Genomic DNA, 12,980 nt, shown 5'->3' on the forward strand with positions numbered 1-12,980 from the left:
GGAGAATGGTTCACCCCTTTGATCAGGCGGGTAAGTTGTGGCGTGTCCGGATTGACCGGGCCGGGGAGTATGAGGTCGTCGACGAGAGCGAAAAGCACCTTCCCGGCCCATGGTCGACGTTCATCCGCCGCTCCGACTACGATGATGCCCGAAGGCTTCAAAACACCCTTGTTGCCGAGTACCGGGGGCGGAGATTTGAGGATGCTTTCCGCGGCCGGGAAGTTGTCTGCTCCGCCGGGAGGTGCTGTCTCCTCGAATCTCGCAGAACCATGGACCTCGATGCCCGCGACCCGGACCGGGCGACTGAGGCAATCCTATCGGATCTCACATTGGTCCACGGCATCGGCAGGGTGACCGAGCGGCGATTGAAGAGGCGGGGTTATCAGACGATCGCCGATCTCGTCCGGCACCCCTGCTACCGCCAGGAAGCCTCAAAGGTCCTGGAACTCGTGGCGGAGGGGAATACCCGTGACCTCATGGAGCAGATCGGGCGGCGACACCGCCGAAGCGACCCGCTCCTCCTTGAGGCCTGCCGGTTCCATGCCCCGGAGGACTTTCTCTTCCTGGATATCGAGACGCTGGGGCTCTTCTCTCGCCCGATCATCCTCATCGGTCTTGCCCGGGCCCGGGGAGGATCGATAACCATCAGCCAGTACCTGCTTAGATCAGTTGACGAGGAGGAGGCGGCGCTCACCTCCGTCCTCCCCGAACTGGAAACGGAGAGCACGGTCCTCGTCACCTTCAACGGCCGGGCGTTCGACCTCCCCTATATCCGTGAGCGGTTAGGATACTACGGCATCTTGGCTGACCTTGATATGCCGCATGTTGACGTCCTCCACTTCGCACGACGCCGCTGGGGTGAGACGCTATCTTCCTGCCGGCTCTCTGCGCTCGAGGCGGAGATCCTCGGTCTTGCCCGAGAGAATGATCTCCCGGGAGCGCTGGTGCCGGAGTTCTACGACACCTACCAGCGCACCGGAAATCCCGGTCCGCTCATCCCGATCGTGGAGCATAACCGTCAGGATCTCGTCTCGCTTGTCCGGCTCTTTGCGCTTCTCCGGGGGGATGGCAACGACTGTGCGTGAATTCCTCGACCTGCTCGCGGCGGACCCAAACGTCGTGCATACCAGGACCACGCCGCCCCGGGCGGCCCGGTACGGAATCCTCTTCCGTCCCCTCCCGGAAGGCCTCCGTACCTACTGCGAGGGAAGAGGGATCCGGCTTTATACCCACCAGGCTGCGGCGATCGAGCATCTGCGCGCCGGAGAGAACGTCATCATCACCACGCCGACCGCGAGCGGAAAGACGCTCGCTTTCCTCCTCCCGGTCTTCGAGCGTCTGGCGCTCGACCCCGCCGCGACCGCCCTCTTCCTCTACCCGACAAAGGCGCTCGCAAACGATCAGGTAAAGACCATCCGGGAGATAGAGGACGTTTCGGGAATACGGGTGGATGCGGCCATCTACGACGGCGATACGCCCGCCGGAAAGCGGCCGGCGATCCGGGATCGGTCCCGGATCATCCTATCAAACCCCCACGAACTCCACCAGGTCCTCGCCTGGCACATGAAGTGGAGCCGTTTTTTCCGAAACCTCCGGTTCGTGGTGGTCGACGAGGCGCATCGCTATCGCGGGGTTGCGGGATCTCATATGGCCATGCTCCTCCGCCGCCTTGCCCGCATTGCGGAGTACTACGGTGCCCGGCCGCAGTTCGTCCTCTCCTCTGCCACCCTTGCAAACCCGACCGAGTTCGCCGCCCGCCTGACCGGCGAGGAGGCGATCCTTATCGAGGATGACGGATCGCCGGCGGGTGAAAAGACGTTCATCCTCTACAACCCCTCTGTTGGAGACGGCGGACGATCGGTCCATTCTGTGACGAAGGACCTCCTCCTCGCCTCGGTGGAGAGCGGGTGCCGGACACTCTGTTTCACCCTCACCCGGAGGCTTGCCGAAGTGATCGCGGCCCGGTCCCGGGAGGTTCCAGGGATAAGCGCCTACCGGGCCGGCTACCTCCCGACCGTCCGGCGTGCGATCGAGGACGCCGCGAAGGACGGCAGCCTTCGCGGCGTCGTGACGACGAACGCCCTCGAACTCGGGATCGATATCGGGTCGCTTGACGGTGTCATCATATCGGGGTATCCGGGGACGATGATCTCCTTCCGGCAGCAGGCGGGACGGGCTGGACGCCGTTTGGGGGAGTCTTTTGCCGTCCTGGTCGGGTTCGAGAACCCTCTCGACCAGTATTTCATGCGCCACCCGGAGGAGTTCTTCTCCCGGCCCTGCGAGCACGCCGTCGTGGACACGGAGAACCCCTACATCCTCTCGGGCCATCTCCTCTGTGCGGCATCGGAACTCCCGGTCGACCCAAAGCGCGATGCCCGCTGGTTCGGTCCCGATATCGCGGAGATGCTTGCTGCGCTCGAGCGTGTCTGCCTGCTCCGGAAGGCTTCGCGGGGCTGGATCTATGCCGGGCGGAGACGGGCGGCGGAGATGGTCGGGCTTGATTCCGTTACCTCCGATACCTTCCGGGTGATGTATGAGGGCAGGCTGCTCGAGACGATGGATCGTGAGCAGGCCTTCCGGGAGGCTCACCCGGGTGCAATCCTCCTCCATCGCGGGGAGACCTACGTGGTGACCGAGATGGACCTTGAGCAGCGCACGATTCAGGTGGAGGAGACCGATACCGATACCTACACCCAGCCCCTCGTCACCACCGATGTTGCGGTCGTGCAGGAACTCCGGCGCCGCGACATCGGCGGCGTGGGAGTCTCGTTTGGGGACGTTACAGTCAGTCGGCAGGTCATCGGGTACACGGTGCGGCACTATGATCGGGTCGTGAGCCACCACCGGCTGGACCTCCCGCCGCTCTCCCTCGCGACAAAGGCCTTCTGGCTCACCATACCGGACCGGACGTTGGATACGATCACCGCTAAAGGGTTGGACGTTGCCGGTGGGCTGCACGGTGCGGAGCATGCCCTGATCGCAGTCATGCCCTACCATGTCGTCTGCGACCGCCGCGATATCGGCGGTCTTTCGACCCCTCTTCACCCTGCAACCGGTGCTCCGACGATCTTCGTCTACGACGGCTATGAGGGCGGGATCGGGCTTGCCGAGAAGGCCTCCACTCTCCTCCCCGCGATCGCCGGGATGACGCACGAACTGGTCCGCGACTGCTCGTGCACCGCAGGGTGTCCGGCATGCATCTACTCGCCACAGTGCGGGAACCAGAACCAGCCCCTCGATAAAGAGGCGGCCATTCTTATCCTCGACGACCTCGCCCGACGACTTGCGACGGGTACTTCCACTCCGGACGCCTGACCGATACTCTCAAGTCTCCTTGAGAACGATTACGCGATCACCGGTCTGCCTGTCATGAATATTGTTCTGGTCCCTATCGGGGCGGTCGATCCGGCCGAGTTGCGGATGCTTGTGAACCCCTTACGAGCAGTCTTCTCCCGGGACGTCGTGATCGGCGAGGGGGTGCCCCTCCCAAAAGCCGCACGAAATGATCCCCGCAGTCAGCATGACGCGGAGATGGTGCTTGAGTCCCTTGCCCTCTCCGTGGAGATGGAGCGTCACGATCGGGTGCTGGGAGTCACGAACGCCGATCTCTACCTTCCCGGAATGAACTTCGTCTTCGGGATCGCAAGGGAGCGATGGGCAATAATATCCCTGCACCGGCTCAGAGAGTCGTTTTACGGTCTTCCTGATGATCCGGACCTCTTTCGCCGCCGGGCTGTTGTGGAGGCCGTGCATGAGCTGGGACACACCTTCGGGCTTGCTCACTGCAAACGATCCCGGTGCGTCATGTTCTTCTCGAACACCGTCGCCGAGACCGATCGGAAAGGGCCGGAGTTCTGCATGAGGTGTCGTCTCCATCTTGCTTCCGAAGGGCTCGGCGGTCGGGCTCTTGCCTGGGGAGGCGGCCCGGTCGAATCGTGACGGCTCCACCTGTTCCCCGGGGGTGCGGCGCCCGTCGAGGGCCGGGCGAGAGAGCGGGTCCGGTTTGGAAATGACCTACACCTCCCTCTGGGAAACTGAAATAATCGTTCCATCACTCCGCGCTCTTTGCGAACGTTTGGATCGCCTCGAAAAATTATATTTTACGGTGCATAAAATTGTATATCCTCAATAAAACGTTAAATTATGGATTATATGGTTATTTAAAGGATATTCTAACGAATAAAAAATCGTAATGTTTTTAAATTCAAACTCCGACCTTAGAAATGCCCCCAATATCTTTTTATGACTCTACCGTTCTTCTGTTGCAACTCTTTTATCAATTGCACCTCGCCGGGAGCGATGATCGTTCTGCTCGCCTTCTTCCCGGTCACGCCAGATCCTCGTCATCGAAGGTGAAGACCTCCTCGATGGTGGAATCAAGCGCCCGGGCCACCTTGTAGGCGAGTTTTAGGGAGGGGTTGTACTTCCCTTTCTCAAGGAAGACAATCGTCTCGCGCCGGACCCCTACCTGCTGTGCCAGTTCCTCCTGGGTGAGCCCGGTCTTTGCCCGGAGTTCCCGGATCCGGGTCTTCATCCCGCATCCCCCTTCCAGATCTGGCGCTGGCCTCCTGCCCACGTTCGCCTCACGCCACATCTCCCTGCCGGAAGAGGTACCACTGGAAGAGGCGGGCCGAGAGCCCCATCAACAGGATGGTTGAGAGCAGCACTCCCTCGACCGTGAGGGTGAGGACCCCGAGGTAGTTTGCCCAGAAGAGGAGTGCGAGGAAGATGAGCGTGACGAGCCACGAGTAGGAGATGCCGTACGCCCCGATCTTTTGTGTCCGCTCATCCCTCTCCAGTTCGTCCCGGAACCTCCAGTGCCGGACGGCGGCCACCGCAATGATCACCATACCGATCGTCACCAGGATCGAGGAGAGCGCCTCTGTTCCTTCTCCAAGGAACGGGAGAATGAGGCCTGCTGCCCCGATGACCGCTCCTGCGCCAATCTGCAGCGCATATCGTCGCTTCATTCGTTCACCTGTTATGTATATCTAACATAGTGTTAGAAATAGATAACTAATTCGGTTCTTCCGGGATGGTCAAAGCCCCCTTCTCGTTCTGCCATCTTGTTCCCGGATCTGCTCATATCGGCTGCTGTTTTGGCAGAAAACGCGACAATAACTCCGCGGTTGGGCAAGCGCAAGGTCGTGCGGTGCTTACCGGCGGTGAAACGGCCGGGCAGAAGTGCTGTCCGTCCAGGCGGCGATGTCTATAATTATTCAGTATTTCGCCAAAAACTTAATTTTGGTTGAGAATCTTTGGGTGCTGATCAATCCCTCCAAATTGGGTTAAACCATGAACCGATTACTGATAGTATCAAACAGACTTCCAATCAGCATCTCCCGGAAAAATGGCGATATTCACCTGCAAAGGAGCGTTGGCGGCCTTGCAACCGGTGTTGGCTCATTCTACAAATCCTACGAGAGCCTCTGGATCGGCTGGCCCGGCATCAACGTCCAGAAGAAGCAGGATGACGAGAGGGACCGAATCGTAGATGTACTCCAGAAGGAGCAGTGCCACCCGGTCTTTCTTTCCCCCTACGATATCAAGCACTACTACGATGGGTTCTGCAACAACACCCTCTGGCCGCTCCTTCATTACTTCAACCACTTTGCCGAGTACAACCCAAAGACATGGCAGGTTTACCAGCGGGTGAACGAGAAGTTCTGCGACGCCGTGATGGAGGTAGTCCGGCCCGATGATATCATCTGGGTCCATGACTACCACCTGATGCTTCTGCCGCAGATGCTCCGCGAGCGTCTCCCTGATGCGGAGATCGGCTACTTCCATCACATCCCCTTCCCCTCGTATGAGGTCTTTCGGCACCTGCCCTGGAGGAAGGAGATCCTCTCCGGCCTTCTTGGGGCGGACCTCATAGGCTTTCATACCTACGGTTACGTCCGCCACTTCCTCTCCAGTGTTCGGCGGCTTTTAGGCTACGAGCACTCGTTCGGAGAGGTTCGGACCGGGACCCGCGTGGTGCGGACCGATCTCTTCCCCATGGGGATCGACTACCAGCGGTTTGCCGACGCTGCAGGCAGCACCCCCGTCCAGAAGGAGATCGCCCGGATACGGCAGATGTACGGGAAACGCAAAATAATCCTCTCGTTCGACCGCCTGGACTACACGAAAGGGATCCCCCTCCGGCTTGAGGCCTTCGACGCACTCCTCGAGAAGAAACCCGAGTATCGGGGTGCCGTCTCCCTTGTCCTCGTCGCGGTCCCGTCCCGGACGGGCGTCGATAGTTACCAGGCGCTCAAGAAACAGATCGACGAACTCGTCGGGCGCATCAACGGGAAGTACGGGACGACCGACTGGACTCCGGTCAGTTACTTCTACAACTTCCTCCCGTTTGATACACTGGTGGCGTTCTACAGCGCTGCCGATGTCGCGTTGGTGACACCGCTCCGTGACGGGATGAACCTGATGGCGAAAGAGTACGTCGCCACGAGGACCGACGGCACCGGGGTGCTCATCCTCTCCGAGATGGCGGGAGCGGCCGAGGAACTCGGTGAGGCGATCATCGTCAATCCAAACGACCAGGACGCGGTGATCGAGGCGATTGAGGCTGCACTTGCCATGCCGGAGAAGGAGCAGATCGAGCGGAACCGGACGATGCAGAAGCGGCTGATGCGCTACGACATCGAGCACTGGGTCGGCGACTTCCTCACACGCCTCGGTGATGCCCGGGCTGTCCAGGTCGAGCGCTCCGAACAGATCATCACACCCGACATCAGGGAGGAACTGGTCGCAGATTACGCTACCGGAGAGGACCGGCTCCTCCTCCTCGACTACGACGGAACCCTGGTGCCTTTTGCCGCAAAACCACAGAAGGCGGTCCCCGACGATGCCACCCGAAAGTTACTCGAGGCCCTCTCCCGGGCTCCGGGAAACGAGGTCGTGGTAATCAGCGGCAGAGACCGGTATACCCTGGATGCCTGGTTCGGGGCGATGGATATTGGGCTCATTGCCGAGCACGGGGTCTGGATAAAAGAGCGGTCCGGAGAGTGGCGGATGTCTGAGGCGCTCTCGGATGAGTGGAAGGCGGAGATTTACCCGCTCCTTGAGCTCTACACGGACCGCACGCCCGGCGCCTTCATCGAGGAGAAGGACTACTCCCTCGTCTGGCACTACCGGAGGACGGAGCCGCTGCTCGGTGCACAGCGGGCAAAGGATCTCAAAGACGATCTCCTGCACCTGACCTCCAACCTGAATGTCGGCGTTATGGAAGGCAACAAGGTCATCGAGATCAAGAACAACGTCGTCAACAAAGGGAGAGCGGCGCTGAACTGGGTCACCCAGCGGGCCTGGGACTTTATCCTCGCCATCGGCGACGATCGGACCGATGAAGACCTCTTTGAGGTGCTGCCGCCCGAAGCCTACTCGATCAAGGTCGGGCTCGCCCCGAGCAGGGCACGCTTCAACCTGGTTGAGCAGCGGGACGTGCTGCCGTTGCTCTGGAGGTGCATCGAGTGCGACAGGGACGGCGTGACCACAAAAAAGAAGAGACAGGGGCGGGAAAAGAGCCTTATTGAGTCGGTTGCCCCAGGATGACGGACCTGACCGTCAAAAAGACCGGTCCACGGAGGTCCACCTTTCTGTTGTGGTCGGTGATATACCGCATCGCGTACTCCTCGATGCGCAGGTTGATGTCCGAGGGGAGTTTTGACATCTTCACCTGGATATGGGCCTCCTCTCCGCACCGTGTGGCCTCCTCGATCCGGGCGGCGGCGAGGTTTGCAACGGCATCGAGATACGTGATGCCGGTGGAGACGCCCTCTGCCCTGACCTTCGCCCACTTCTCGGTGTCCGGGACCCCGAGCACCGAGCCGTCGTGGACGTAGACCTCGTTTGCACAGGCAGGGCCGCAGAGTTTCGTGTTGGACTCGGGCTCCTCGACGATGACTTCGATCTCCCTTCCTGCAATCTCACCCTTCCACGCGGTAAACGCACACGGCCCGGGGGCCGTCGCGTGCTCGGCGGCCGTAGCCCGGATTGCCTCGGCCATCTGCTTTCCAAGAACGGATCTCGGCTCCTCGCGGAGGTGGATGGCGCCGGCGATATCCCGGTCCGAGACCTCCTGCGGGAAGAATTGCGGGAAGCTGAGCTGGCGGATATCGTTTGACTGGTAGACGATCATCGCTAGCCTCTCCACCCCAAGACCGAGGTTCATCACCGGCACGCCGATCCCGTACTCCGCGAGCGCCGAGGGGGAGTAGATGCCGAACGTGGCGACCTCGACCCACCCAAGGACAGGGTGGCGGGCGTAGACCTCCGTCTGGGTCCCGGGCATGTAGTACTTCGACCGCTTCTCGTCGGGCTGGAACCGGAACTCGGTAAACCCGAAGGCCGAGAGGAGGGCCTCGCTGACGGCTTTCCCCTCCTCGAGAGTGACGTCTTCGCCCGCGACGACGCAGGATGCCGAGTGGTAGGCCATCAGGCGGGTCGGCCCCTCCTCCTGCTCCCGCCTAAAACACCGGTCAACCGAGAAGAGCCGGATGGGGAGGCGGCGCTTCTCCCAGAGGGAGGAGAGTGTGAGGAACCAGCCGCTCGTCATGTGGCTGCGGAGGGTGTTTCGCGACGACTCAGGTGCGAGCGCCTTGAATTCGGGGAAGACGGCATCGAGGATGTGCACCACGGTTGCATCGTCCGCACCAAGGACGGTGGCGAGTTCGTGCGTCAGCTCGTCTCCGTCGATCGTTCCCTTCTTGTAGCCGTGGAGAGTCTCGCGGAGCCTCTCTTCGGTCTCGTTCGGGATTGTGCGACCAAGGATGGCCTCGATCTCCTCGACCTGCTTACGTGCAATCCCGACATTCGGACGGGGCAGCCCGCCGAGGTAGAAGACCCGGTCGAGGACGGCCATGGCTTCAGGCCCGAACTGTCGATAGATATCGGCTTCCTCGACGATGATGGGGTTCATCGCCTCGTCAAACCCCATCGAGAGGTAGGTCTCGCGGAGCCGCTGCGTGATCTCAAAGATCGGGTGGGCCGTAGCCCGGGTGTACTTCAGCCGGGGGTATCGCTCCTCAATCCCGGCCGGGGTCAGGACCGACGGCCCTTCGTGCCAGGCGTGTTCGAAGTCTTCTCTCGCTCTCTTTTTGAACTCTTCCACATCGAATCTCATATCTTCCGCTCCAGACAGACGACCCGGCTTGCCGGGCTCTCATCCTTGATGGTATAGTCGCAGTGCTCCGTTATTTTCTCGGCGAACGCCCGAATTTCGTGATGTTCCGGCATTCGGTCCCTCTCCAGTCGATTCCTACTGTACCCCAGATGCATATAACCCTTTACTTCGATGAACCTGGCCCCGGAGTCCTGGTAGATCGCCGCATACCGCTCGGGGGAGAAGTCGTTGTAGCCGCGCACCACGGTGGTCCGGATGGCGGATCGCCGGCCGGCAAGCCCGGCGAGACTCTCGAGGATATGGTCCCAGTAGTCCTCTCTCGGGCGACAGAGGGAGAGGTAGGTCTCCCGGTCGGGGGCATCGAGCGAGACGTAGGTCTGGTAGGGCCGGCACCGGGAGAGAACGTCCGGCCGGGTCCCGTTCGAGACGAGGAACGTTGTGTAGCCTTCGGCGTTGAGACCATCGATGAGTTCCGCAAGGCGCGAGTAGCAGGTCGGCTCTCCCGAGAGGGATATCGCGACCATCGTGGGAGCGAGGGCCTCGGCAAACCGCTCCGGCGCGACGTAGGGCGAGACCTTGTAGCCCGAGAGGGCTTTCTTCTGGAGGCGGCGGAGGTTCGCGATGATCGCTTCCGGCGGGCACTCCTCATCCTCCACAACCTCGTGCTCGAAAGACCGCCAGCAGAAGAGACAGTGCTGGTTGCACTTGAGGGTCGGGGTCATCTGGACGCAACGGTGGCTCTCGATCCCGTAGAACTGCGCCTTGTAGCACATCTCGCCGCCCTTGAGCGCCCGTTTGTTCCACATGCAGGGCTTGACGGCCGCCGAAGAGGCAGGGCTGACGAACTGGTAGCCCTGCCTCTTTAAGGCCTTACATGCTTCTGAGTGCATCGATACCGAGTATCTCTAACGACTCCTGCAGGGTGTTTCTGACTGCATCGACAAGCGTGAGACGGCTGTTGCGGGTCTCGCCTTCGCTCTTCAAGACCGGGTCGTAGTGGTAGAAGGCGTTGAAGAGGTCGGCGAGTTCGCGGGCGTAGTTGGCGAGGAGATGCGGCCGAAGTTCCTCCACGGTCTGCTCGATGACGGCCGGGAACCGGGCAAGGTGTCGGGCGAGCGCGACCTCGTGCTCGGTCTCATAGGTAAACATCGGCGTAAACTCTCCGGCCTTCTCGAGGATGCTGCAGGCCCGGGCGTGAGCGTACTGGATGTAGGGTCCGCTCTGCCGCTCGAAGTCCAGAGCCTCCTTCCAGTCGAAGACCGTGCTCTTCTCCGGGGAGACCTTCACGATGTCGTAGCGGATGGCGGCGATGGCGACCGACTTTGCGATCGAGCGCCGTTCCTCTTCGGAGAGTTCCGGCCGGCGGACGGTCACCTCCTCGTATGCCTTTGAGGTCACCTCCTCGATCAGTTCGTCTGCCGAGACGAATTTGCCTGCCCGGGTGCTCATGGAGCCCTCGGGGAGGGAGACGAACTCGAAGAAGACGATCTCGGGCGGCCGCTCGCCGAGCAGTTCCAGGGTGGCCTGGAGTTGGGCGCCGATCAACTTGTGATCTGCTCCGAGGACGTCGATCATCCGGTCGTAGTTGCGGGCCTTCCAGGTGTGGTAGGCGAGGTCGCGGGCGCTGTAGACCGATGTGCCGTCGCTGCGCCGGAGGATGTACTTCTTCTCAAAGCCTCTCTCCGAGAGATCGACCCAGAGGGTCTCGTCCTCATGGGTCTGAGGCAGGCGCCGGATCCGCTCAAAGATCCGATCCACATCCCCGATCCGGACAAAATCGCTCTCCCAGACGAACCGGTCGTGGTGGGCATTCATTGCGGCGAGGGTCGCCTTGATCCCTTCGGCACAGAGGGAGACGACTCTGCGGAACTTCGCGACGGTCTCCGCGTCGCCCTGCTCCACCTTCTGCATGAGGTGATCGATCTCCTTGGTTATCTCCGGGTTCTTCTCGATCTCACGGTTTGCCGCGACGTAGACCCGGGCGACGTAATGGTCCTCCTTCTCGCCCTCGCTCCGGGGGATATCGAGGCGGTCAAATCCCCATGAGACGATGGCGATCTGGCGGCCCATATCGTTTAAGTAATACTGCACCTCGAGTGGATACCCGGCTTTGCGGAATGCCCGGGCAAGGGTGTCGCCGATGACCGTGTTTCGGATATGCCCGACATGAAGGGGCCCATTCGGGTTTGCGCTCGTGTGCTCGAGTATGACCCGGACGGAGCGGCGGGAATGTTTCCCGTAGCCGGGCTCGAGCGCCTCTCTTACCGCCTCTCCGAGGAGTGACGGGCCGAACCGGAAGTTGATGTAGGGACCGGCGGCCTCAACCTGCACGTCGCCGAGTTCTGGGTCTTTGGAGAGTTTCTCCACGATATCGGCGGCGATCTTCTGGGGAGGGCGCTTCTCCTTCTTCGCAAGTTTGAACGCTATCGTCGAGGCGAGGTCGGCGTGATCCCCGCCTGTCGTGAGGAGGACATCCTCTTCACCGGTGCATGCGCGGAGCATGCGCTCAATCTGGTGGTACTTCTCCTGAAACATCATCAGTATCCGGTCCTGTAACGCAGGATTGCAGCAATCCCGCCGAATGCATTATAGAGCATCGAACCTTCTTCGAAATCATCGGAGATGATCTTGACATCTGTGCTGCTCTGGTCGGCGAGCGCGGTCAACTCGTCGATGATGTCGCTCTCCTCCGCCACATAGAGCTGCCCGCCGTCGTTTGGACAGGTGCCGAAGTCGAGATCCTTGATGTGCTTGCCGGGCTCGAGGCTGATCGTCCGCTCCTCGGTGTAGTCGCTGTTCGGACAGGCAAGTTTCACCCGTGCTCGCCGGAGCCGCTCGGAGAGGAGGAGCGTGTCGACGGCGCCGAGCTCCAGGTTCTTCCTGACGCTCTCCTCGCCGTAGGCTGCAGCCCCGTCGTCCTTGACCAGTTCCTGGAGAAACCGGTTCATCACGTTCTTCTCCTTGATGATATCAAGGCCTTTTAAGGCGTCCGAAGCGTTCTCAACAAGTTCGGCAAGCCCGGACTCGTTCGTATACGAGACGTCGAAGAGCCCGATGATCCGCTTCTGAAGTTCGTGGTGGAGGTAGCCGCCCGCCTCGAACTCCTCTTTGGTCGGGGTCGGGCCGCCGATCAGCACGCCCTTGAACCGCTCATAGAAGTCCTTCTCGGCGAGGAAGACCTCGGTTGCGAGATCCCCGACCTTCTTGTAGAACTCGTTGATGGCGATCAGCCGCAGCCGCTGGAAACGGACGCTCGACTGCCCGCCTTTCCGCTGCTTGCCCGGAACCGTCGAGGTGACGCCGCGGACCGGCTCGATCCGGTTGCCCCTAAGAAAGCCGACGTAGGCTTCGCGCCGGTCGATGACGATGAGGCCGTAGACCTCCTTCTCACCGAGCATCTGCTGGAGGGGTTCGAGTTCGAAGGAGGAACTGCACCGGTACATGTACGTATTGAGCGGTTCGGGCGGTTCGATGATCTCGCACTGAAGGTCGGTGCGGTCGCCTCCGATGTTGATCGTGCCGCAGAAGACGGCTATGCCGTTCTCCGGCGGGCGCTTGTAGTATTTGAGACGGGAGAGGATGGAGGATATGGCACTCTGAACGTTTGTCCGGGTCTGCTTGCTTTTGATGTTTGAGCACTGCCCGAACTCGTCACGGAGCTGGGCGGTCACGTCGGATATCTGCTTGTCCGGGGGTATATAGAGTGTGATCAGCTCGGTACCGCTCCCTTCCTTCTCCGCAAGTCTCTCAAGCGTCTTTTTAAATTCATAGCGCTTTCGCGCCATATCCATCTCTTGCGTCTCTTCCATGGAGTTCACCAAGCTATTTTAGTAATAGTGTTCATATCTCGAAGCTA

10 protein-coding genes are annotated in these 12,980 nt (G+C 60.8%); 4 read left to right on the forward strand and 6 right to left on the reverse strand.

The features are described 5' to 3' along the window. The first annotated feature begins 5 nt into the window (after positions 1–5). From MCUTH_RS04045 to MCUTH_RS04055, 3 genes are read left to right on the forward strand one after another with little or no spacing between them, the layout of a single operon-like run. Positions 6–1,085 carry a ribonuclease H-like domain-containing protein gene (locus MCUTH_RS04045; protein WP_083524755.1) on the forward strand — a complete coding sequence of 360 codons (1,080 nt, stop codon included), beginning with the start codon at positions 6–8 and terminating at the stop codon, positions 1,083–1,085. Continuing rightward, on the forward strand, positions 1,066–3,315 hold the full coding sequence (locus tag MCUTH_RS04050; RefSeq protein WP_066955902.1) for a DEAD/DEAH box helicase: 2,250 nt from the start codon (positions 1,066–1,068) through the stop codon (positions 3,313–3,315). The genes MCUTH_RS04045 and MCUTH_RS04050 overlap by 20 nt, the downstream gene beginning before the upstream one ends. Before the next feature lie 54 nt (positions 3,316–3,369). Beyond that, positions 3,370–3,939 (forward strand): archaemetzincin family Zn-dependent metalloprotease, encoded by a 570-nt coding sequence (locus tag MCUTH_RS04055; RefSeq protein WP_066955904.1) that lies wholly within the window; start codon positions 3,370–3,372, stop codon positions 3,937–3,939. 388 nt (positions 3,940–4,327) lie between these two features. On the opposite strand, the gene MCUTH_RS04060 is transcribed toward MCUTH_RS04055, so the two are convergent. Both MCUTH_RS04060 and MCUTH_RS04065 read right to left on the reverse strand, forming a co-directional pair. Next, a complete protein-coding gene (locus MCUTH_RS04060; RefSeq protein WP_066955906.1) occupies positions 4,328–4,534 on the reverse strand; it encodes a helix-turn-helix transcriptional regulator in 207 nt (68 codons plus the stop codon). A gap of 49 nt (positions 4,535–4,583) precedes the next feature. After that, positions 4,584–4,970 carry a hypothetical protein gene (locus MCUTH_RS04065; RefSeq protein WP_066955908.1) on the reverse strand — a complete coding sequence of 129 codons (387 nt, stop codon included), beginning with the start codon at positions 4,968–4,970 and terminating at the stop codon, positions 4,584–4,586. 325 nt (positions 4,971–5,295) lie between these two features. Between MCUTH_RS04065 and MCUTH_RS04070 the strand changes: the two genes are divergently transcribed. After that, positions 5,296–7,554, forward strand: coding sequence for a bifunctional alpha,alpha-trehalose-phosphate synthase (UDP-forming)/trehalose-phosphatase (locus tag MCUTH_RS04070; RefSeq protein ID WP_066955910.1), 2,259 nt, complete (start codon positions 5,296–5,298; stop codon positions 7,552–7,554). Here the strand turns inward: MCUTH_RS04070 and sepS are convergent. From sepS to prf1, 4 genes are read right to left on the reverse strand one after another with little or no spacing between them, the layout of a single operon-like run. Then, complete coding sequence (gene sepS, locus MCUTH_RS04075) at positions 7,529–9,124, reverse strand: O-phosphoserine--tRNA ligase (RefSeq protein WP_066955911.1); 1,596 nt, start codon at positions 9,122–9,124, stop codon at positions 7,529–7,531. The genes MCUTH_RS04070 and sepS overlap by 26 nt on opposite strands. Next, the gene (gene twy1, locus MCUTH_RS04080; RefSeq protein ID WP_066955920.1) at positions 9,121–10,014 is read right to left on the reverse strand and encodes a 4-demethylwyosine synthase TYW1; all 894 of its coding nucleotides are present in this window, start codon (positions 10,012–10,014) and stop codon (positions 9,121–9,123) included. Before twy1 ends, sepS begins: the two co-directional genes overlap by 4 nt. Continuing rightward, positions 9,995–11,659 carry an arginine--tRNA ligase gene (argS, locus tag MCUTH_RS04085; protein WP_066956912.1) on the reverse strand — a complete coding sequence of 555 codons (1,665 nt, stop codon included), beginning with the start codon at positions 11,657–11,659 and terminating at the stop codon, positions 9,995–9,997. The genes twy1 and argS overlap by 20 nt, the downstream gene beginning before the upstream one ends. A 2-nt stretch (positions 11,660–11,661) precedes the next feature. Then, a complete protein-coding gene (prf1, locus tag MCUTH_RS04090) occupies positions 11,662–12,933 on the reverse strand; it encodes a peptide chain release factor aRF-1 (protein ID WP_066955923.1) in 1,272 nt (423 codons plus the stop codon). Positions 12,934–12,980: the final 47 nt, after the last annotated feature.

Origin of the sequence: Methanoculleus thermophilus, from assembly GCF_001571405.1 — an archaeon.
Classification (GTDB): domain Archaea; phylum Halobacteriota; class Methanomicrobia; order Methanomicrobiales; family Methanoculleaceae; genus Methanoculleus; species Methanoculleus thermophilus.